Below are 21125 nucleotides of genomic sequence, written 5' to 3'. Positions count from 1 at the left end.
GGCAGCACCGGCCGGGCGGAACGCCACTGGGGGGATGCGAGCATGCCGCGGAACGAGCACGGGAGACCGCCCGGGCACATGGTCGTCTGCGGGGACGACGGGCTGGCGCGCCGACTGGCCGCCGAACTCCGGGACGTCTACCGCCGGCGTGTCGTTCTCGTCGTACCGAGCGAGCAGGCCGAGGGGCCGGCGGGAACCGACCTGCCGGACCCGTCCCGCGCGGCCGGGCCGATCAGCCGGTTCGGTACGGCCGTGGCAGGCACGGCGCCGGACGGCACGAGCGGCGGGGCGCCTCCGCTCGTACGGGAAGTCCTGTCGTCCTCCCCCGGTGAGCGGGCGCTCCTGCGGGCCGGCGTGGGCGAGGCGGCGGCGCTGGCCCTGCTGTACGAGGATGACGAGACCAACCTCAGGGCCGCGCTCACCGCCCGTCGTCTGAGCCCCGGACTGCGGCTCGTGGTCCGTATGTACAACCGCAAGCTCGGGGTGCACCTGGAGGAACTCCTCGACCAGGTCGCCCTGGTGGGCACGCCCGGCGTCGACCGCACGCGTCTCGACGCCTCCACCACCGTCCTCTCCGACGCGGACACCGCCGCACCCGCGCTCGCGGCCACGGCCGTCGCAGGGACGAGCAAGGTCGTCCAGGCCGACGGGCTCCTGCTGCGCGCCGCCGAGAGGACACCGTCCGGCCGGGGCGAGGTACCGGACGCCGGCCTGTGCACGCTGGCTCTCCTGTCGTCCACCACGGCGGACCCGGCGGGTGCGGAGGGCTCGGACGGCAGCGGCGCGCAGGGCCCCGAACTCCTGCCCGCCGACCGCACCGTGGCGGGCGCCGCCGGGCGCGGAACCGTCGTCCTGGAGACCGTGCGGTACGCCGGTCCCACCGTGCCGACGCGGCGGCTGTCCCGTCGGGGCGCGCCCCTCGGCGAACTCTTCTCCAGCCGCCTGCGGTGGGCCCTCGCCGGCATCGTCGCCTCGGTGCTCGCGCTGAGCGTGGCCGCCACGGTCGCCACCGACGCCGGCCCGGTGCACGCCGCGTACCTCACGCTGCTCGACCTGTTCTCGATCGGCGACCCGGCCGTGGGCGAGCCCCTCCCCCGCCAGATCCTCCAGCTCCTGTCCGGCCTCGTCGGCCTGGCCCTGCTGCCTCTCCTCATCGCCGCCGGGTTGGAGGCACTGGGCACATTCCGGGGCGCCGGCGCCCTGCGGCGCCCGCCCCGCGGCCTGTCCGGTCACGTCGTCCTGCTCGGTCTGGGCAAAATCGGGTCCCGTGTCCTGTCCCGGCTCCGCGAACTCGACATTCCCGTCGTCTGCGTGGAGGAGGACCCCGACGCCCGCGGTGTCCCGCTCGCCCGGAGCCTCGGAGTCCCCGTCGTCCTCGGCGATGTCACCGAGGAGGGTGTCCTGGAATCCGCCAAGATCCACCGCGCCCATGCTCTGCTCGCCCTCACCAGCTCCGACACCACCAACCTGGAGGCCGCGCTCTACGCCCGCTCGGTCAAACCCGACCTGCGTGTCGCCCTGCGCCTGTACGACGACGACTTCGCCACCGCCGTCCACCGCACCCTGCGCACGGCCCACCCGGACGCCCTCACCCGCAGCCGCAGCGTCTCGCACCTGGCCGCGCCGGCGTTCGCGGGCGCGATGATGGGCCGCCAGATCCTGGGCGCCATCCCGGTCGAGCGCCGGGTCCTGCTCTTCGCGGCCGTGGAGGTGGCGGACAACCCCCTCCTCGCGGACCGCACGGTCGCCGAAGCGTTCCGCCCCGGCGCCTGGCGCGTCCTCGCGCTCGACACCGCCTCCCCGACGACCCGCCGCCCCGACCTCGCCGCCGGCCACCGCACCGGGGAGGAGCCCCAACTCCTGTGGGACCTCCACCCCGGCTACGTCCTGCGCCGCGAGGACCGTGTCGTCATCGCCGCCACCCGCCGCGGTCTCGCCCAGCTCCTCGGCTCCGCGTCCCTCGCCGCCGAGGAGGCCCGGCGGCCGCGCGTACGGCCGGAACACGCCCCTGGTGCGGTCGACGGCGTCCGCGCGGCGCCACCGCGCGCCGGCCCGGCGGCCGTGTAGGCGTACCGCTCAGTCCTGTCGTCCGCGTCCCGACGTCCACACCGTTCCGCGCGCTTCGTACTCCAGCATCTCCTCCAGGCCGAGCGCGGCGTCGACGCCCAGCTCCCGGCGCACCAGCCACAGGGCGAGATCGAGACCGGAGGTGACACCGCCGGCCGTCACCAGGTCGCCGTCGTCGACGACACGGGCGTTCTTCAGGACACCCCCCTGCTGCTGGAGGTCGGCGCGCGCCCGGTGGTGGGTGGTGCACGGCCGCCCGCGGGTCAGTCCGGCGGCGGAGAGCAGCATCACGCCGGTGCACAGCGCGCTGATGGTCAGCCCCGGTCGGGGCGCTCGGGCAAGGGCCCTGGGAAGGGCGCCGCGCCGGATCTCGGCCCACACGCCGGGGTCCTCCCGGCGCGCGTATCCGCCGCCGGGTACGACCAGGAGGTCCGCCTCCTCGGGGGCCCAGCGGTGGTCGACGCGGATCGTGGTCCCGAAGGCCGCCGAGACGGTGGGCCTGCCGTCCAGCGTGACGTAACGGACGTCGACCTGGCGGTCGGTGAAGTAATCGGCGGCGGAGAGGAGTTCGTAGGGGGCGCTCAGGTCGAGCTCCTCCACGCCGTCGAACATGACGACGTGTACGCGGAGGGGATCCGTCCGGCGGGGAGCCGCCCCCGGGGCGGCCGCGTGCGCGGGGGTGGTCGCATGTGCGGGGGTGGTCGCGCCGGCCGCGAGGGACGCGGCGCCGAGGGCGGTGGTCGTGCGCAGCAGAGTTCGGCGGTTCATGTCTGTTCGGTTCTCCTCTTCTCATGGGAACGGGGTGGCGGGGAGCAGCCGTGTCCCCCTGTTCAGCGGGGCAGGGGTTCGTCGGCGAGGTAGGGGGGTGCGGGGTCGTACTGGATCTCCCGGCGGACGGCGCGGGCGTGGTCCCGCCCGTGCAGACGGCCGACGAGCCACAGTGCGCTGTCGATGCCGGCGGAGACGCCCTGGCTGGTCAGGAGCGGGCCGTCGACGACGTAGCGGGCGTCGCGGACGACGGTGACGTCCCCGCGTGCCTCGAGCGCCGCCTCGTACTGCCAGTGGGTGGCCACCCTCCGACCGTGGGCCGGCCCCGCGGCGTGCAGCAGGAAGGAGCCCGTGCAGACGCCGACGGTCCACGAGGCGCGGGCGGAGGTGGCGGCGAGCCAGTCGGTGACCCGTGGGTGGTGCGGCTGGATCTCGCGGGCGCCGTAACCGCCCGGCACGAGGATGACGTCCAGCGGCGGATGGTCGTCGAGTGTGTGGTCCGGCAGTACACGCATGCCGTTGGCACAGCGGACCGGAGCGGAACGCTCGGCGATGAGCACGGCCCGGTCGGCTCCGTCGCGCAGGGCGCTGGAGCTGGTGAACACCTCCCAGGGGCCGACGAAGTCGAGCTCCTCGACGGTGTCGAAGAGAAGGATCCCGTACGTGGTCATGGCGTGCCGATCTGCTGGTCGAGGACGAGGACGAGGGGTTCGCCGTCCGGGCGGCGGCGAGGGGTCCGGCGTCCCCAGGGGGCGCGAGGGGTTCGCCGTCCCCAGGGGCGCGAGGGGGGAAAGGCTGAGCAGATCCGCTACGCGCGCCAGACGGTGCCACGGCGCTCGTACTCGAGGACCTCCTCGGCGAACAACGCCGTCTCCGGGCCGAAGAACCGTTCAAGCAGCCACAGTCCGAGGTCGATGCCCGAGGTCACCCCGCCGCAGGTCACCAGGTCACCGTCGTCGACGACCCGGCCGCCGACCACCCGGCCGCCCTGCGCCTTGAGGTCGTCCTCGGCGATGTGGTGCGTGGTGCAGGGGCGCCCCGCCGTGATCCCCGCGGCGGACAGGAGCATGGTGCCGGTGCACACGGCGCCCAGGACGAGCCCGCGCCGCCGTGCCGCCGCGAGCGCCCGGGGCAGCACCCCCCGCCGCACCTCCCGTTCGAGGCCGGAGCCCTCGCCGTATCCGGCGCTGGGAACCACGATCAGGTCGGCGGAGCGGGGGGTCCAGGGGGCGCGGCAGACGATCTCCATACCGGCCGCGGTCGTCACGGTGCCGGGTCCGTCGACGGTGACGAAGGACTGCGCGACGCGGTCCTCCCCGGCGATCCCGAAGACCTCGATGTGGCCGGCGAAGTCCTGTTCCTCCACACCGTCGTACAGCACGGTGTGCACGCGCAGCGGTGCGCGGCGCGGACGCGTCGGCGCCAGGCCGGCCTCCTTCCCGTGGGCCGTGCCGGCCGTGACGTACGAAAGGCCGGTACCGGCCGCTACGGCGGCTCCGGAGCGGAGCAGGCCGCGCCTGGGCATACGGGACAAGGGGTCCTCCGTGAAGACGTGAACCGTGCCCCGTGCGTCGCCTGTCCAGGGCCGCCGGGGCGAAGACGCGTTCAGTCTTCCGGCGGGCGGGGAGTGCCGACAGTGGCGCTCATGCCCAAGGTGCGCAAGATACGGCCAGGCCGAGGGCCGCCGGCGGTGTCACCCGCGGAAGGCCGCCCGGTACGCGGACGGGGTGGTGCCGACCTGGCGGGCGAAGTGGTGGCGGAACGTCTCCACGGACCCGAATCCGGTTTCCTCGGCGACCCGCCGCATCGGCAGGTCGGTGCTCTCCAGGAGTTCCCGCGCGCGCTGCAGGCGCTGGGCGAGGAGCCAGCGGAGCGGCGTGGTCCCCGTCTGCGCGCGGAAGTGCCGTGCGAGGCTCCGGCGGCTCATCATGGCGTGGGCGGCGATGTCGGCGATCGACAGCGGCTCGTTCAGCTTGTCCCGCATCCACCGCATCGTGTCGCCGAGGTCGGCCGAGTCGCAGTCCGGGGCGGGGTACTGGATGAACTGCGCCTGTCCCCCGGCTCGTTGCGGGGGCATGACCATCATGCGGGCGACCTCCGCCGCCACGACCGCGCCGTGGTCGCGGCGCACCAGGTGCAGGCACAGGTCGAGCCCCGCGGCGATCCCCGCCGAGGTGAGGACCTGACCCTCGTCCACGAACAGCACCGACGGGTCGACTCGGGTACGGGGGAACCGCTCGGCCAGCGAGTCCGCGAACCGCCAGTGCGTCGTCGCGCTGCGCCCCTCCAGCAGTCCGGCGCGGGCGAGCACGAAGGCTCCCGTACAGATGGAGGCCACGCGCGCGCCCGCGGCCGCCGCCTCGCGCAGCACTCCGACCGCGCGCGGGTCGGGGATCTGCTCGGCCGGGATTCCGGGAACGATGACGGTGTCGGCGTCACGGGCGTCCTCCCACCGGTACGGGGACGACAGCTGGAAGGGCTGCGCGGGCCCGGCCGACGCCGTGACGTCGCGGTCGGTGCACACGCGTATGTCGTACGCCGGCGATCCGTCCGGGTGGGTGGCGAACGCGAACACCTGGCAGGGGATGGCCAGATCGAAGGCCGACACGTCATCGAGCGCGAGGACCGCAACCACATGCATACGGCCGGACCCTACGGCACCGGGCCGCTCCGGCCCTCACTCGGGCGTCTCGGCGGTACGGGAGAAGGTGCCCTCGATCTCGTCGAGGATCCGGGCCGCCTCCAGGAGGGCGGTGCCGTGGACGGGCCACTCCCCGGGATGGTCGAGAGGGCCGTTCCGCGCCATGGTCGCCACCTCCTCATAGCGGCGTGCGGCCTCGTCGAGGCAGGCGCGGAGCCGGTCGGGGTCCTCCGGTCCGTGGGGCGGGCCCAGGCATTCGAGCGCGGCGGCGGTGCCGTGCAGCAGCTCGGCGTAGGAGGGGAGGAAGTCCGCCGACACGGACGCCCGCGGTGTGCGGGACGGTCCGGACGAGGAGGCGGAGGCCTCCGGTTCGTACTCCAGCGCGCGGGCGATGGACCGGATGTGGGTGCCTGTGCGCTCGACCATGCTGATCGTCTCGTGACAGCGCTGCAGCGCCTCCTCCGCGCTGCTCCACCGGCGCCGGGGGTTGAGTTTGGTGTTCTCGTGCTCCCTGTCCAGCACCGCGCGCGCGTCCTTCGCCTGGGCGGCCAGCTCTTCGCAGCGGCGGGGCCAGTCCTCCCGCGCGCCCTCGTCGGTGGTCCTCCCCTCGGCGGTGCGCGCCAGGGTGCGGAGCATGCTCCGGGCCCGGGCGGCCAGGTCCTCGACCCGTTGCTGGGCGGTGTCCGTGTGCGGCGAGGGGGCGATCGCGAGGTGCGCGACGAGGCCGCAGCACACTCCGATGGTGGCGGACCCGACGAGGTGCCCGATGTAGTCGATCCGTCCGCCGCCGCCGACGAAGGCGAAGAGGGCCACGACCGGAACCTGGGTGGCCTGCTGTCCCAGCAGGTCCAGGCGGGCCACGAGCAGGGCGGTGAAGACCAGGACGAGCAGGCTCCAGACGTGGACGCCGGCGGTGCTGCCGAACCCGGCCGCCACGGCGGTCCCGATCGCCATGGCGCCGAGGTACTGCGCCGAGTCCCACAGCGACCGGTAGACCGTCGACTGCAGGGCGAGCAGCGCGGTGAACGGGGCGAACGCGGTGACGTTCGAGGGCAGCAGCCAGGAGGACAGGCACCAGGCGACCGTGGCGGCGGCGGCTCCCTTGAGCAGCAGGAGCATCCCGTCGCGCGCGTCGCCGGGCCCGCGTACCGCACCGGTCACGAAGTCCCGCGCGCTCAGCAGACGGCTTCGGCACCAGGCCCTCGCCCTGGCCGTCGGGTCGGACACACCTCTCCCTGTCCTTCGTCGAAGCCCTGCTCGCCCCCTCGGGAGGGGGCCGGCAGGGAAGACGATCAGCTCTCCGGTTCCTCGTGCAGACCTCGCCTACCCCTTTTGCGGGCTTGTACGTCCAGGCCGTCGGCGCCGCGGCGCCCTAGACGATCGCGGCGAGTGCGACCTCGGTGGCTCGGGCGATGAGGGCGTCGACGCGTTCGGCGTCCTTGGTGTCGCGGCGGGAGAGGACGGCGAGGGTGATCGGTGCGGCGCCGGGGCGCCAGAGGACGGCGATGTCGTTGCGGGTGCCGTAGCCGCCCGAGCCGGTCTTGTCGCCGACCTGCCAGCCGGCCGGGGTCCCGGCGCGGATGGTGTGGTCGCCGGTGGTGTTGCGCTTGAGCCAGTCGGCCAGCACGGCGCGCTTCTCCGGGGGAAGGGTGTCGCCGAGGACGTAGGCGCGCAGGTCGGTGGCGAGGGCGCGGGGCGTGCTGGTGTCGCGGGGGTCGCCGGGGGTGCCCTCGCTGAGGGCCACCTCGTAGCGGTCGCAGCGGGTGACCCGGTCGCCGAGGCCGCGCAGGGCGTCCTGCAGAGCCCGGGGGCCGCCGAGCTCGCGGAAGAGGAGGTTGGCCGCGGCGTTGTCGCTGTAGCGGATCGTGGCGTCGCACAGCTCGCGCAGGGTCATTCCGGTGGCGACATGCCGCTCGGTGACCGGTGAGTGGCTGACGAGGTCCTCGCGGCCGTACCGCACGAGCCGGTCGAGCTGCCGCAGCGAGTTCCTCTCCAGCATGGCGCCGGCGAGCAGCGCCTTGCAGGTGGAGGCGTAGGCGAAACGTTCGTCGGGCCGGTGGACGACGGTCCGGCCGCTGCCGGTGTCGAGCGCGTAGACGCCCAGCCGGGCGTCGAACTTCCTCTCCAGTTCGCCGAACGCGCGCGCCGTACGCGGATCGGCGGGCGTCGACGAGGAGGGCTTGGAGGCGGGTGGCGTCGGGCCGGAGTGGGTCGGGGAGGCGGCGTCCGGGGTGGCCGCGCATCCGGGGAGGGGCAGCGCCGCGAGGCCGGCCAGGGTGGCGAGTACGGCACGACGGGAGGCAAGGGTCCGGGTGGGCATGGTGTGCGGGCTCTCTCTTGTGGGGTTCGTACCGAGTGGTCGCATCGCGGCACGGGCGGCCGGTCGTCGGCGGAGCGGCGGTCACGACGCGGGAGGGGGCGCGGTGGCCGTCAGCGGGCCAGGTGGCTCAGGAACCGGGCGGCGACCGGACCGGCGTCGGCGCCGCCGGAACCGCCGTCCTCCAGGAGCACCGCCCACGCGAGGTCGGAGTCGCCCTGGTAGCCGATCATCCACGCGTGGGTGCGCGGCGGGGTCTCGGTGCCGAATTCGGCGGTTCCGGTCTTCGCGTGGGGCCGGCCGGACAGGCCCTTCAGGGCGTGGGCGGAACCGGAGGTCACCGTGGCGCGCATCAGGTCGCGGAGCCGGCCGGTCACCTCGGCGTCGAGCGCCACCGGGGCCTGGTGCTTCTTCTTCACCGCGTCGGGCACCAGCATCGGCTGGTGGAACGTTCCGTTCTTGACGGTGGCCGCGACCGATGCCATCACCAGGGGTGAGACCTGGACGCGTGCCTGGCCGATGGTGGCGGCGGCTTTGTCGTTGTCGCTCGTCGTGACGGGGACGCTGCCGTCGTAGGTGCTCGTGCCCACGTCCCAGCTGCCGCCGATGCCGAACGCCTGGGCCGCGTCGCGCAGGTCGGTGGCGGAGAGCCGGCCGCGGGCGTTGACGAAGTAGGTGTTGCAGGACCGCGCGAAGACGTCCTCGAAGGTCGAGCCCGCCGGAAGGTCGAACTGGCGCTGGTTCTCGAAGCGCTGTCCGTCGACCTGGGCGAACTTCGGGCAGGCGGCGGGCGTTTCGGGTCGTACGCCGCCCTTCAGGAGAGCCGCCGCTGTGACGACCTTGAAGACGGATCCGGGCGGGTAGCGCCCTTCGAGGGCGCGGTTGAGGCCGGCGGGCCGGTTGGCGGCGGCGAGGATGTGGCCGTTGCGCGGGTCGATGGCGACGATGGCCGCGTTCTTCTCGACGCCGGTCAGGGCCTTGGCCGCAGCCTGCTGGACGCGGGGGTCGATGGTGGTGCGCACGGGGCGGCCCTCTGCCTTGGGAGCCTCGGTGAGGTTCTTGACGGCGCGCCCGCTCGCCCGGTCCGCGACCACCAGGGTCTTCTTCACCTTCGTCCCACCGGACAGGATGGCGTCGTAGCGGGCTTCCAGGCCGGACGCGCCTTTGCCGCTGGCGGGGTCGACGGTGCCGACGAGGCTGTCCGCCTGGAGCGGGGCGCCGTGGGTGTCGAGCACCTTCGCCCTGTCGTTGGAGCTCTGGAGCGCGAGTGTCTGCCCCGGTTTCAGCTCGGGATGGATCATCGGCGAGGTGAACTCGACCTTCCACGCGCCGGCTGTGCGGATCATCCGCGCCCGGGAGTGCCAGGTGACGTCACCGGCGCCCGGGATCGCCATGTCCACGGTGAAGGGGAAGTGCACTTCGCCTTCGTTCTTCTTCTGCCCCTCGCCCTCGGTGAGGGTGGTCCTGGAGGGCTTGAGATTGGTCAGTACGGACGTGAGGAGCGACGCGGCGGCGTCGGGCGTGTCGGTGTGCGTGGCCGCCTTCCCCGGGTCGTGCCCGGCCCAGGCGGTGAGGAACGCGGTCAGGGGTTTGCGGGCGGCGGTCACATGCGGATCCTCCCGCTGATCACCGCCCCAGAGGCTGAAAGCGGCGTACCCGCCTCCCGCCACCACCAGCAGGGCGGCCGCGCCGATGGCGAGCGGCCACCGCTTGCGCCGCGGCCGCCGGTGCGGGGCGGGACCGTTCCAGCGGTCGGTGTACGTCAAGGTGCTCTCCGTTCACGGTCGGGTCGGGCGTTCGTGGCCGGGCCGGCGTTCGCGTGATCCCGGAGTCAAGCCCGCCCGCCTCCCGTATGTCGAATACGATCTCGGCATCACGATGATTCGCATGATGTATCGCTGCACGTCAGGAGAGGCAGAGTGCTGACGGAACGGCATCTGGAAATCTTCATCGCGCTGGCGGAGGAGGAACACTTCGGGACTGCGGCACAGCGCGTGGGCATCACCCAGCCGCCCCTCTCGCAGGGCCTGCGACGGCTGGAAGCCCTGCTCGGCGTGCGCCTGTTCGACCGTGAGCGAGGAGTGTCCCTCACCGAGGAGGGGACCCTGCTGCTCCCGCACGCCCGCAGAGCCCTGGCCGCCCTTGCGGAACTCCGCGAGACCGGCGCCCGCGAGCACGCCGACGGCCGTCGTCTGCGGCTGGGACTCGCGCCCGAAGTGCCGGCGCCCCTCGCGGCCGACGTGGCGGCCGCGCCGGTCCGGGCCGGGGAACGGACCCGGATCGGCATGGTGACGGCGCCGACCGCCGCGCTGCTCGGCGACGTCGCGGCCGGGCGGCTCGACATCGCCGTGATCCGCCATCCCTCCGTACTCCACGGTCTCGCCGCTGGTCGGGTGATCCTGCTGCCGACCTGGATCCTGACACCCGCCGGCCACGGGGACGCCGGTGACACGCTGCCGTCGGGCCTGCCCGTCGCCGTGCGTCCGCGCGCCGAAGCGCCCGCGGCCCACGACCTGTTCATCGACACCCTGGCCAGCCGTGGGCGCCGGGTGGAGACCGTGGTGGTCTCCGACGAGCGCGCCGGTCTCGCCCTGGTGGCGGCCGGTCAGGCGGTGCTCGTCACGGCGGACGACACGCTGACGGCCTCCGGGGTCGAGCGGCGGACGGCGACGGACCCGCCGCTCCCCCTGCGGCTGAGGGTGGCCTGGGACCCGAGGCGTCCGGGTTCGAAGGAGACCGCCGAGACAGCGCGGCTGCTCGAGGACGCCCTGGCCCGGAAGGCGGCACCGTGAACGACAGGAGGACCGGCAGGACGACCGGCCGGAGGACCGGCAGCGGCGTGGAGCGGACCATCCGCGGCATGTTCGACGACGCGGGCGTCCGTGGCTGGCTGCACGTGGCGGAGCTCCACCGCCCGTCGGCCCAGGTCACCATCGATCCCGGCGAACGGCTGCCCATGGGCTCGGTCTACAAGCTTCCGCTGATGGTCGCCTTCTGCCGGCTCGCGGACGCGGGACTGATCGATCCGCGTCGCCGGCTGACGCTGGAGCCGGACGAGCGCGTTCCCGGCCCGACCGGGATCTCGATCCTGCACGACCCGGTCACCCTGTCGCTGCGCGACATGGTGGTATTGATGATGACCATCTCGGACAACACCTCGGCCCACGCCGTGCTCCGAGCGGTCGGCCCGGACGTCGTCGAAGCCATGTGCCGCGACCTGGGCATGCCCGACACCCATATCCACGGCGGTGTGGTCAGCACCTTCAGCCGACTGCTCGCCGACACTGGCGCCCCCTCGCTGGACGCGGCCCTGGCACACGTGGCGGACAACGACACCGTCGCACCACCGGGCGTGTACGACCCGGCGTTCAAGGCGTCCACGACACCGGCGGACATGACGCGGCTGCTGCGCGCGATCTGGACCGGAGAAGCCGCCTCCGCCGACCGCTGCGCCTTCATGCGCGACGTGATGCGCAAGCAGCCGTGGGCGCATCGGCTCGGCTCCGGATTCCCCTACGACGACGTCACCGTCTACGGCAAGACCGGCACCTTCGGTGCGATGCGCCACGAGGCCGGTGTCGTCGAACTCGCGGACGGCAGCACCTACACCGCCGTGGTCTTCACCCAGGCCGCCCGGTCCGACACCAAGCTGCCGCGCGCCGACGCGGTGATCGGCACCGCGGCGCGCGCCGCCGTCGAGGAACTAAGGGGGCGCCAGGACACCTGAAGACGGGGTGAGCCCTCGGCGCCGTCGCGGCGCCGGGGGGCTAGGACGAGTTGCCGCAGGGTGGCGATCCGGCCGTTGAGGGTGGGGACGCCTGCGGCGGTGCGGACGAGCCGACGGACGGGCTGGGCACAGAGGAGGATCGGGGCAGCCGCGTTCCGTTCCATGAGCGGGAGATCGTCGCTGGGTCACGATCTTGCGGATCAGGGCGATGCGGTGGTGCCGGCTGATCGGGGCCGGGTCCTCGTGAGCCCTCGCCGTATCTTCAGAGGGATACCCGCACTGTTCCGCCAGCGGCAGAACACCGGCCGGACCGGGCTCGACGGTCACTACAGTCCAGTCTCATGACGACGGTTACGACGCGCACGGTCGAGTATCCGGCCGACGGTTTGACGATGATCGGGCACCTCGCGCTCCCGTCCGGTGTCGACCGCCGGCCCGCGGTGCTGCTCGGACCAGAGGGCATGGGGCTCAGCGATGTCGAGCGCCGCCGGGCCGACGCTCTCGCCGAACTGGGATATGTAGCGCTGGCCTTCGACCTTCACGGCGGGCGCTATCTGGGCGACCCCGAGGAGATGCTGGCCCGTTGCCTGCCGCTGCTCGCCGACCCCGACCGGATGCGGGACATCGGCCATGCGGCGCTCGACGTGTTGCGCACCGAACCGCGGACCGACCCCGACCGGATAGCCGCCGTCGGCTATGGCACCGGGGGAGCCATCGCGCTGGAACTCGGGCGCGGCGGCGTCAACCTGCGCGCGATCGGGACAGTCAACGCGACTACCACGGGCCGACCGGGCGAGGCGGCGCGCATTCGCTGCCCGGTGTGGGCCGGGGTCGGGTCGGAAGACCCGATCATGGCGCCCGCGCAACGGAACGCGTTCACCGCCGAGATGCAGGCCGCGGGCGTCGACTGGCGCCTCGCGGTCTACGGCGGCGCCTTGCACGCATTCCACCACCCGCCGGTCGACCACCCTGTGGTCCCCGGCGTCGGCTACCACCCACGGCACGCGCAGCGAGCCTGGCGCGACGTCGTCGACCTGCTCGCCGAGTGCCTGCCCGTGACGTGAGGATCTGGGGCATGTCCCAGACGAAGGAATCACCCACCTGGAATCAGGCGATGTCGTGAACGCGATCGAGGTCTTCAGCCCGCACCGCGAGGATGTGGTGAAGCTGTACGGCATCGACGTGTTCGGGCTTCCGGCCGATGTCGTTGTGCGAAATCTCGGCAGTTCCCTGGAGTTGGAGGAGGAAGAGGGCGGGCGAACGATCGTCGCCCCGGACACGGAACGGAACGACCATGAGCCCCTTCCGGCCGGCCTGGACACAGGCCGGCCGGAAGGGGCTCGTCGAGTGGGGGGGGCGCGGCACCCGGCGGATCGCCCGGTCCTACTGGGCGTAGAACGTCGCGTCCGCCTTCGCGGTCGCCGTCTGCGCGGGCTGTGTCACGAGCAGGTGTGCGTAGTGGCGGAGGTAGCGGCCCGGGAAGTTGTACGACTCGTAGGAGACGCCGGCGGCCGGGTCGGCCAGGCCCGGGCGGCGGTGGAAGCTGGCGTCGCTCTCGAAGGTCGCGCTCCCGTCGTTCTTCTCCACCCACACCTCGTGGTTCTTGTGGCGGAGGTAGTGGCCGGGGAAGTTGGCCGATTCGAGGGAGACGGTTCCGGTGCCTGCCAGGCCGGTGACGACGCGGAACTGGGAGTCCGCGAGAGTGGTGACGTCCGCGTCGATCCTCGCCCGGAACTCCCAGTGCCGGATGAACCGGTCGGGGAAGTTGTACGAGGAGAAGCGGACGGGGGTGGCTCCGTCGGCGACCGGGATGCCGAAGTTCGGGGTGCCGTCGGCGTTCCAGTAGAGCTTCTGGTAGCGGGTGCGGCGGTTGGGGTCGTCGAGCGGGTCGCCGCTGATGTCCTTGTAGTCGCGGGCGTGGTAGACGAGGACGTCCGACTTCCCGTCCTCGGACGTCGTGAAGGTGTTGTGCCCGGGGCCGTACTGACCGGTCGCGGCGTTGCTGGTGAACACCGGGTTCGGGTTCTTGGTCCAGGAGGCGGGGTTCATCAGGTCCGCGCCGGCGGCGGCGGTCAGCAGTCCCAGGCAGTAGTTGCTGTCGGTGGCACTGGCCGAGAAGCTCATGAAGACCTTGCCGCCCCGCTGGATGACCGCCGGGCCCTCGTTGACCGTGTGGCCGGCCTTCTCCCAGGCGTGGGTCGGCCGGGAGATCATCACCGGACTGCCGCTGATCGTCCAGGGGTTGGACATCCTGGCCAGGTAGAGGTTGGTGCCCGCGCCGACGGCCGGGTCGTTCTGCGCCCAGGAGAGGTAGCGGGTCGAGCCGACGACGAAGGTGGTGGCGTCGAGCGAGAAGGTGTCCAGCGGCAGGGCGATGCGGCCCTTCTCGCTCCAGGTGCCCGTCAGCGGGTTGGCCGCGCCGGTCTCCAGGACGTACGGCCGGATCTTCCAGACGTCACTGGTGGAACCGGCGGCGAAGTAGACGTACCACTTGCCGTCGATGAAGTGGATCTCCGGCGCCCAGATGTGCGCGCCCATCTCACCGCTGGTGTGTCTGCGCCAGATGGTGGTCTCGGCGGCGGTGGACAGGCCCTGGAGGGTGGTGGCCCGCCGCATGACGATCCGGTCGTACGCCGGGACGGTCGCGGTGAAGTAGTAGTAGCCGTCGGTGTGCTTGAGGATGTGGGGGTCGGCGCGCTGTTCGGCGACCGGGTTGGTGAAGGTCACGGCCGGTGAGGCCGGAGCCGCCGCGTGGGCGGGGGTTCCGGCGGTCAGCACGGCGAATGCGGCGAACAGTGCCATGACCATCCTGGTGATGTCGCGTCTCACGGTCTTCCGCTCCTTCGTCACGGCGCTCACGCCACCGGCTTGAGCTGCCACTGCTGGCAGGCGTTGTTCAGCCAGGTCCACTGGCGTACGTCGGCGCCGTTCGCCGTGCCGCAGTCGGCGACGTCGGCGACCTTGCCGCTGTTCTCGTTGACGATCCGTACGTGGTCGCCCGAGGCCGTGTGCACGAGCCGGAACTTCTGGCAGTTGTTGTCCAGCCACGACCACTGCCGCAGATCGGCGCCGTCGGCGGCGGAGCAGGCGGCCGTGTCCATGACCTTGCCGGTCGCGACGTTGACGAGCCGGCTGGTGTCGTTGCCGAGGTCCTCGATCCGCCACTTCTGGTGGGCGCCGCCGTTGCAGGTCCACTGCGCGATGTTCGTACCGTCCGCGGTGCTGCCGCCCGCGACGTCCAGGCACTTGCCGCTGTTGCGGTTCACCAGCGTGTACGCCGCCGGTGTGGCCGCCGTCTCTCCGGACGGGCCGGGCAGGGTCGTGCCGAGGGCGACCGGGGCGCCGAAGTCGGGCGTGCCGTCGGCGTTCCAGGTGAACTTCTGGGCGCGGGTGGTACGGCCGTTGTCGCAGCCGTCGGAGGCCGAGTCGTTGGCGTGGTAGACGATCCAGTTCTCGGTGCCGTCGGGCGAGGTGAAGAAGCCGTTGTGGCCGGGACCGTAGACCCCCGCGGAGTCGTTCCGGGAGAAGACCGGCGTGGGGTTCTTGGTCCACGAGGAGGCCAGCAGCGGGTTGCCGCCGGTGAGTTCCAGCCGGCCGAGCTTGTAGTCCGGCCCCCAGCAGGCGCTGGCGGAGTAGACGACGAACGTCCTGCCGTCGCGGTAGAGCGGCTCGGGGCCCTCGTTGACCGTGCCGCCCTGGGTCTCCCAGCTCAGGGTGGGGCGGGAGATGACGGTGAAGGCGGAGCCGCTGACCGTGTACGGGTTGCTCATCGGGGCGATGACCAGGCTCTGGCGGCTTCCGTCGACGGAGCCGCTGCCGAGCAGGTACAGCCTGCCGCCGTGCCGCAGCACACTGGCGTCGATGAGCCAGCCGCCGGGGTCGAGGTTCGATCCGGTGAGCTGGTTCTTGTAGGTGTACGGGCCCATGGGATCGCTGCCCGCGCTCTCCAGGACGTGGGTGCGCTGGGAGTCGCAGCAGGGGACGCCGCTCTGCCCCGCCGAGTAGTAGAGGTACCAGCGGCCGTCGAAGAAGTGCAGTTCGGGTGCCCAGAAGTTGGTGTTGCGGCTGGGCGTGGTGTCGCTCCAGACCTGGACGCTCGGGGCGGTGGACAGACCGGCCAGGGTGGGCGACTTCCGTATGGTCAGCACGCCGGTGAAGGACGTGGTGACGAGGTGGTAGTGGCCGTTGTAGTACTCCAGCCAGGGGTCGGCGCCCTTCTGCGACTTGACGGGGTTCGTGTACGGACGTCCCTCGGCCGCCGCGGCCGGTTGCGTGGCGACCGGCGCGAGCATCACGAGCAGTGCTGCCATGAGGGTGATCCAGGAGCGGATGCGGAACAAGGCGGGTCCCTTTCGACAGCCGGCAGCCGGTAGCGGACTGCCACCGGGTCGAGGTGTTCGAGATACCAAGGAGGTTGGGTGTTCGATATATCGGACGCTGTACGTAACTTCGACCAGACCTTAGGCATGCGACCTGTACACGTCAACGGTTCCCGCCGGGTTTTCCGTGACCCGCACGGCCCACCCGCGCGTGCCGCCCCCCACCGGCCGCCCGAGGATGTGGAGATGGACGTCACCGAAGTACTGCTGCCCGGCGTGGGCCTGCGCTACGAGTTCACCAGCCGCAAGGGCGACCGGGTGAGCGTGGTGGCCCGGCGCACGGGCGACTTCGAGCTGGTCGTCTACGAGGGTGAGGATCCGGACGAGGGCCGCCCGGTGCTCCAACTCGACAGCGAGGAGGCCGACACGGTCGCCGAGATCCTGGGCGCACCCCGGATCGCGGAACGGTTCGCGGACCTGACCAAGGAGGTACCTGGCCTGGTCTTCGGGCAGGTCGAGGTGGACCCCGGAAGTGCGTACGACGGACGGCCTCTGGGCGCGACGCGCGCGGCGCAGGACGGGGGCGTCGATCGTCGCGGTGGTACGGGGCGAGGAGGTCATCGTCTCGCCCACCCCGCAGGAGGTCCTGCGGGGCGGGGACCTCCTGGTGGTGATCGGTACCCACGAGGGCATCGCGGGCGTGAAACAGATCATCCGGGGCTGAGCCGGGTGCGTACGCCGGTCGCGCTGCTTCTGGAGCTTGGCATCATCCTCGCCGCGCTGAGCGTGCTGGGGACCCTCGCCCGGCGCTTCAGCCTCTCCCCCATCCCGCTCTATCTGCTGGCCGGGCTCGCCGTGGGGGAAGGAGGTATCGCTCCCGTTCCGGCAGCGGGCGAGTTCGTCGAGACCGGCGCCGCCATCGGCGTGATTCTCCTGCTTCTGGTGCTCGGCCTGGAGTTCTCGCTGCCCGAGTTCGCGGTCAGCATGCGGCGGCACGTACCGTCCGCGCTGGTCGACGTGGTGCTGAACGCCACTCCCGGCGCGGTGGCCGGATGGCTCATCGGCATGGACGGCATCGGCATCCTGGCACTGGCCGGAGCCACCTACATCTCGTCATCGGGAATCGTCGCCCGTCTGCTGTCCGATCTGCGCCGACTCGGCAACCGGGAAACCCCGGCGATCCTCTCCGTGCTGGTCCTCGAGGACTGCACCATGGCCCTCTACCTGCCCGTCCTCGCCGTCCTGGCCTCCGGCGGCGTGTGGTGGCAGGCGATCCTGGGCGTCCTGGCGGCGGCCGGCGCGGTGCTGGCCGCGTTCACCGTCTCCTTCCGATGGGGCCATCACCTGGGCCGACTCGTCGCCCACCCCGATGCCGAGCAACTGCTGTTGAGGGTCCTGGGCCTCACCCTGATCGTCGCGGCGCTCGCCGAGCTCGTGCACGCCTCGGCCGCGGTCGGCGCCTTCCTCGTCGGCCTCACCCTCACCGGTGAGACCGCCACCCGCACCCGCGCCGTGCTCAGCCCCCTGCGGGACCTGTTCGCCGCGGTGTTCTTCCTGGCCATCGGGCTCTCCGTGGACCCCGCCGACCTGCTGCCCATGCTCCCCGCCGCACTCGCGCTGGCCGCCGCCACCCTGGTCACCAAGGTCCTCACCGGCCGGTACGCCGCCTCGCGCGACGGAGTGGGCCGACGTGGAAAGTGGCGTGCGGGGACCGCCCTGATCGCCCGGGGAGAGTTCTCCCTCATCATCGTGGGCCTCGCCGGCACCCTGCACGACCCTCTCGTACCGCTGGTGACGTCGTACGTGTTCATCCTGGCCATCGCGGGGCCGCTGCTCACCCGCCTGGCTCCGGCCCGGACGGGCCCCACCGCCGACGCCCGGAACGGCCAGACCGCGGAGCCCTGATGCGACCGAACCCGGCCGGGTGGTGGCCGGCGCCGGGCAACACACAAGGCAGCCCCGGACGTGTGTCCGGAGCTGCCCGGTGAGCCGGTCCCAGCGCTCAGAGCAGGCCGCCGCCGAGGAGCCCGCTCAGGATCCCGCCTTCGTTCGACGAGTCGGCGACGGCCGCACTGGCGGCGGTGCCGTCGCCGCAGACCTGCGACACAGCCGCGGCCTGGGCCGGGCCGGTGCCGAAGAGCGTCAGGTTGATGTGCGACAGGTTGATGAGGCCGGATGAATCGTTTCTGATCTCGACGCGCTGATCGCACCCGGAGCCGCTGCCCTCCCCGGCGCCGTGGGCGTTGGTGGCGGAGGCGACGGAGGCCCCGAACATCGTGACACTCCCGACCATGGCAGCCACGAGAGCAACCTTGCGAAGCTTGTGCACTACATCTCCACTTCCGTCAGAGTCGACGTAATCCGTTGTCGAGCAACTCGTGCGTAGTGGACGCTAGGCACCCTTTGCACCTTTTACCCGCAAACACGCCGAGCCGTTCCTCGCAACTCCGAGACCACCACCCGTGTGCCCCAGCCCCCAGCGCCTCGTTCTCGCCCGGCCTTCGACCCCACGCCGTGGGGCTGTCAGCCGCGCCTCCCCGGGACCTCCTTGATCGCGTCGACGAACGCCCGCTGCATGATCGCGTGCGTGAAGACGACGGTGCCGGGCTTGATGAGCTCGCCGTCCGCGGTGCCCTTCTCGACCTGGACGGTCCGCTCGCCGAGGAAGGTGAGGCTCCTGCTGTCGAAGATCCACTCGGTGCGCTGGCCGCTGGTCTCGTCGAGCCGGGCGACCGCGACACCGCTACGGCCCACGGCATCGGTCGCGCCGTTCACCGACACCACGCCCGGGATCTTCGCGGCGGCCTTGTAGAGCGCCGCCGTGAGCCGCGGCGAGGGCCAGCTCTCGGTCAGCAGGTCACCGATGGTGGTGAAGGCCTGCTGGTCCGGCCCCCTGCCCTGCCCCGCGGTCTCCTTGTAGATCTTCCGCAGCAGGGCGTCCGGGTCGGTGGGCAGGGCCGCGAGGTAGTCGTGGGAGGGGGCACCGAGATGCGGAGTCGGTACGTCGCCCTTCTCGTCGCGGCCCTCGAGGGTGATGCCCTCCGGGCCGGTGTTGCCGGGCTCGATCAGCCATCCCTTGAGGCCGTCGGGCGACCTCCAGGACTGGCGGGTGTGGAGGGGCTCGCTGACGACGGACGCCTTGCCGTTGACGGTCCTGACATGCGTGTTCGCCGTCTTCGTCTCGATGTAGACGTACTGGCCCGCGCCCGGTCGCGGCGCGCGGGTGTCCGCCGCCGCGAGAGAGATACGGTCCAGCAGCGGCCGCGCGCCCTTGGGGTCCGCGGCGCCGATCTCGGTGGTGAGGACGGGCCCGCTCGCGCGGTTGTCCTCGCGGTCGCCGGCGTCACCGGGCGCGAAGAGCAGGACACCGACGGCCAGGGCGCCGACGAGAGCGGTCGCGGCCGGCAGGAGGACCGCCCTGCGCAGGAAGGGGTTGCGCGGGCCGGGCGCCGGCTTCGCCGCGGCGTCGGAGAGGCGGTCGTGGTGGATCTGGCTCATCAGGCGCTCCTTGTGGAACTGGTGGCGGCCCGCGGGAAGATCGCGCTCCTCGAACGTCGGGACGTCTCCGGTCTGCCGCGTGCCGACCGGGCGGTGCTGGGCGGGGTTGACGTTCATCGGATTCCTTCCTGTGCGGGCCGGACCGCGTTCGCGCGGTCACCTGTTGTCTGTCTCGGGCGGGCGGCGGGTTCCCGGTCTCCCCGTTCCAGTTCCGTGGCGGCGAGTCTGCGCAGCCTGCCGCGGGCTCGTGAGAGACGGGAGCGGACCGTACCGACCGGGATGCGCAGCGCCTTGGCGGCTTCGGTGTACTCCAGTCCCTCGTGTAGGCAGAGGACGAGGACCTCTCGCTCGGTCCTGCGGAGCTTGCCGAGCGCCGTGAGGGTGGCTTCGATACGGCGCCGGTCGTCCAGCCGGCCGGCGACCTCGTCGGCCGGGTCGGGCAGCTCGGCGTGTGCCGCGCCGGTCGCCACGTACGCGGCGACGGCGGCCCGGTAACGGCGGTTGCCGCGTACGTGGTTGCGGGCGACGTTCGTGGCGACGCCGAGGAGCCACGGCCGGAGCGACCCTCCTTCGGGGTCCACCGTGTGACGCAGGCGCCACGCCTCCATGAAGGTCGCCGACATGACGTCCTCCGCGACCGACCAGTCCCCGGTCAGGCGAAAGGCATGGTTGTAGACGCTCTTGGCACAGGAGTCGAAGAGCTCGGCGAAGGCCGGGGGGTCCCCGGCCCGGATACGTGCGCGCATTTCAGTGGTCACAACTCTCGACTGTCCGACCGACCACAGGGGTTCCCGTGATCCACGTCACGATTGCTGTGCCGCGCGGGGTGTTCGCGATCACCCGCGGTCATCCTCGATCAATCGTGCCCGTCGGATGATCCAGGGGCGTCAGAATGGGGCGATGGACTATCACTTCGTCGGTATCCCCGAGTTGACCGGCGTTCCCCGTGTCGCCGTCGTCATCGACGTCATGCGCGCCTTCACCGTGGCGGCCTGGGCCTTCTCGCGTGGCGCCGAGAAGATCGTTCTGGCCTCGACGGAGCGCGAGGCGCTCGCCCTGAAGGAGAGCCACTCGGGCTGGCTGGCTCTGAAGGACGGGGCTCCGGCGGCGGGGTTCGACGCGGTGAACTCACCGGGCTTGCTCAGGTCGCGCGACTTCTCCGGCCGCACGCTGGTGCAGAAGACGACGGCGGGGACCGTGGGCGCGCTGGCCGTCGCGAACGCACCGCTGGTCCTGTGCGCGAGCTTCGTGGTGGCCGGCCCGACCGCGCGGTTCCTCCGGAACGAGGACTCCGGCCCCGTGACGTTCGTGGTCACCGGCGAGGGCGGCCGGGCCGACGAGGACCTGGCCTGCGCCGAGTACATCGGCCGGTCCATGGCCGGAGGCGCTGTCGAGGCGGCCCCGTATCTCCACCGCGCGAGGACTTCGCGCGCCGCGGCCGATCTCGCCGCGGGGCTGCGGAGCGGATACCACCCCGACGATGTCGATCTCTGCTTGGAGGTCGACAGGTTCCCCTTCGCGATGGTGGCCTGCCAGGAGGAGTCCCTGATGGTGCTCCGCCCCGTCGCGGTGCCCGGCATCCGGGCCCGTTAGCCGTCGTCCGGTCGTAGTCCGGTCGTAGTCCGGCTCACAGCGGGGAGCCGCCGGGGCGGTCCGGTGCGGTGAGTGGACGTCCGCGGAGCGGGTACCCGGCCCACCATGATGAAGCGTGTGCTCTGGCAGGGCCTGCTGGCAGGAACCGTCGGGGGGCTCGTGATGACCCTCGGCAGCCGCTGCCGCTGAACTGGG

At 72.2% G+C, this 21125-nt stretch carries 19 protein-coding genes and 1 pseudogene; 7 read left to right on the top strand and 13 right to left on the bottom strand.

Annotation, left to right across the window (positions count from 1 at the left end; translation table 11 throughout):
- Positions 1-78: 78 nt before the first annotated feature.
- Positions 79-2067 carry an NAD-binding protein gene (locus ACIRB4_RS11725; protein WP_403290455.1) on the top strand — a complete coding sequence of 663 codons (1989 nt, stop codon included), beginning with the start codon at positions 79-81 and terminating at the stop codon, positions 2065-2067.
- Between the two features lie 9 nt (positions 2068-2076).
- Here ACIRB4_RS11725 and ACIRB4_RS11720 read toward each other — a convergent pair whose 3' ends face one another.
- The 7 genes from ACIRB4_RS11720 to ACIRB4_RS11690 all read right to left on the bottom strand — a co-directional run bounded on the left by ACIRB4_RS11720 (position 2077) and on the right by ACIRB4_RS11690 (position 9559).
- Positions 2077-2835, bottom strand: coding sequence for a DJ-1/PfpI family protein (locus ACIRB4_RS11720; protein ID WP_403290054.1), 759 nt, complete (start codon positions 2833-2835; stop codon positions 2077-2079).
- Between the two features lie 62 nt (positions 2836-2897).
- On the bottom strand, positions 2898-3506 hold the full coding sequence (locus ACIRB4_RS11715; protein ID WP_403290053.1) for a DJ-1/PfpI family protein: 609 nt from the start codon (positions 3504-3506) through the stop codon (positions 2898-2900).
- Positions 3507-3643: 137 nt separating this feature from the next.
- On the bottom strand, positions 3644-4360 hold the full coding sequence (locus tag ACIRB4_RS11710; RefSeq protein WP_403290452.1) for a DJ-1/PfpI family protein: 717 nt from the start codon (positions 4358-4360) through the stop codon (positions 3644-3646).
- 168 nt (positions 4361-4528) lie between these two features.
- The gene (locus ACIRB4_RS11705; RefSeq protein ID WP_403290052.1) at positions 4529-5476 is read right to left on the bottom strand and encodes a GlxA family transcriptional regulator; all 948 of its coding nucleotides are present in this window, start codon (positions 5474-5476) and stop codon (positions 4529-4531) included.
- 36 nt (positions 5477-5512) lie between these two features.
- Complete coding sequence (locus ACIRB4_RS11700; RefSeq protein WP_403290051.1) at positions 5513-6703, bottom strand: aromatic acid exporter family protein; 1191 nt, start codon at positions 6701-6703, stop codon at positions 5513-5515.
- A 145-nt stretch (positions 6704-6848) separates the two neighbouring features.
- The gene (gene bla, locus ACIRB4_RS11695; RefSeq protein WP_403290050.1) at positions 6849-7796 is read right to left on the bottom strand and encodes a class A beta-lactamase; all 948 of its coding nucleotides are present in this window, start codon (positions 7794-7796) and stop codon (positions 6849-6851) included.
- A 110-nt stretch (positions 7797-7906) separates the two neighbouring features.
- Entirely contained in the window at positions 7907-9559 is a 1653-nt protein-coding gene (locus ACIRB4_RS11690; RefSeq protein WP_403290049.1) for a penicillin-binding transpeptidase domain-containing protein, read from the bottom strand.
- 153 nt (positions 9560-9712) lie between these two features.
- Here ACIRB4_RS11690 and ACIRB4_RS11685 point away from each other — a divergent pair, with 153 nt between their 5' ends.
- The 3 genes and pseudogenes from ACIRB4_RS11685 to ACIRB4_RS11675 all read left to right on the top strand — a co-directional run.
- A complete protein-coding gene (locus tag ACIRB4_RS11685) occupies positions 9713-10585 on the top strand; it encodes a LysR family transcriptional regulator (RefSeq protein WP_403290047.1) in 873 nt (290 codons plus the stop codon).
- Complete coding sequence (locus ACIRB4_RS11680; protein WP_403290046.1) at positions 10582-11520, top strand: serine hydrolase; 939 nt, start codon at positions 10582-10584, stop codon at positions 11518-11520. The genes ACIRB4_RS11685 and ACIRB4_RS11680 overlap by 4 nt, the downstream gene beginning before the upstream one ends.
- Positions 11521-11861: 341 nt before the next feature.
- Positions 11862-12597 (top strand): annotated as a pseudogene (locus ACIRB4_RS11675) (dienelactone hydrolase family protein); the annotation flags it as partial.
- 30 nt (positions 12598-12627) lie between these two features.
- Here ACIRB4_RS11675 and ACIRB4_RS11670 read toward each other — a convergent pair.
- The 3 genes from ACIRB4_RS11670 to ACIRB4_RS11660 form a co-directional block, all read right to left on the bottom strand.
- A complete protein-coding gene (locus tag ACIRB4_RS11670) occupies positions 12628-12816 on the bottom strand; it encodes a hypothetical protein (protein WP_403290045.1) in 189 nt (62 codons plus the stop codon).
- A gap of 87 nt (positions 12817-12903) precedes the next feature.
- The gene (locus ACIRB4_RS11665) at positions 12904-14322 is read right to left on the bottom strand and encodes a family 43 glycosylhydrolase (RefSeq protein ID WP_403290450.1); all 1419 of its coding nucleotides are present in this window, start codon (positions 14320-14322) and stop codon (positions 12904-12906) included.
- Between the two features lie 53 nt (positions 14323-14375).
- A complete protein-coding gene (locus ACIRB4_RS11660; protein WP_403290044.1) occupies positions 14376-15830 on the bottom strand; it encodes a family 43 glycosylhydrolase in 1455 nt (484 codons plus the stop codon).
- 541 nt (positions 15831-16371) lie between these two features.
- On the opposite strand from ACIRB4_RS11660, the gene ACIRB4_RS11655 reads away from it, so the two are divergent.
- Positions 16372-16563, top strand: coding sequence for a cation:proton antiporter regulatory subunit (locus tag ACIRB4_RS11655; protein WP_403290043.1), 192 nt, complete (start codon positions 16372-16374; stop codon positions 16561-16563).
- A 5-nt stretch (positions 16564-16568) separates the two neighbouring features.
- A complete protein-coding gene (locus ACIRB4_RS11650; RefSeq protein ID WP_403290042.1) occupies positions 16569-17744 on the top strand; it encodes a cation:proton antiporter in 1176 nt (391 codons plus the stop codon).
- 97 nt (positions 17745-17841) lie between these two features.
- Here the strand turns inward: ACIRB4_RS11650 and ACIRB4_RS11645 are convergent, their stop codons facing one another.
- The 3 genes from ACIRB4_RS11645 to ACIRB4_RS11635 all read right to left on the bottom strand — a co-directional run bounded on the left by ACIRB4_RS11645 (position 17842) and on the right by ACIRB4_RS11635 (position 20095).
- Positions 17842-18141: a hypothetical protein gene (locus tag ACIRB4_RS11645; RefSeq protein ID WP_403290041.1), complete on the bottom strand. Its 300-nt coding sequence runs from the start codon at positions 18139-18141 to the stop codon at positions 17842-17844.
- Between the two features lie 221 nt (positions 18142-18362).
- Positions 18363-19454: a CU044_5270 family protein gene (locus ACIRB4_RS11640; RefSeq protein ID WP_403290040.1), complete on the bottom strand. Its 1092-nt coding sequence runs from the start codon at positions 19452-19454 to the stop codon at positions 18363-18365.
- Positions 19451-20095 (bottom strand): RNA polymerase sigma factor, encoded by a 645-nt coding sequence (locus ACIRB4_RS11635; protein ID WP_403290039.1) that lies wholly within the window; start codon positions 20093-20095, stop codon positions 19451-19453. The genes ACIRB4_RS11640 and ACIRB4_RS11635 overlap by 4 nt, the downstream gene beginning before the upstream one ends.
- A 142-nt stretch (positions 20096-20237) precedes the next feature.
- Between ACIRB4_RS11635 and ACIRB4_RS11630 the strand changes: the two genes are divergently transcribed.
- The gene (locus tag ACIRB4_RS11630; protein WP_403290038.1) at positions 20238-20930 is read left to right on the top strand and encodes a 2-phosphosulfolactate phosphatase; all 693 of its coding nucleotides are present in this window, start codon (positions 20238-20240) and stop codon (positions 20928-20930) included.
- Positions 20931-21125: the final 195 nt, after the last annotated feature.

The organism is Streptomyces sp. NPDC093600, assembly GCF_044764755.1.
Lineage (GTDB): Bacteria > Actinomycetota > Actinomycetes > Streptomycetales > Streptomycetaceae > Streptomyces.
Note: the sequence above shows the minus strand (reverse complement) of the source record. Positions and strands in the feature narration are given on the sequence as shown.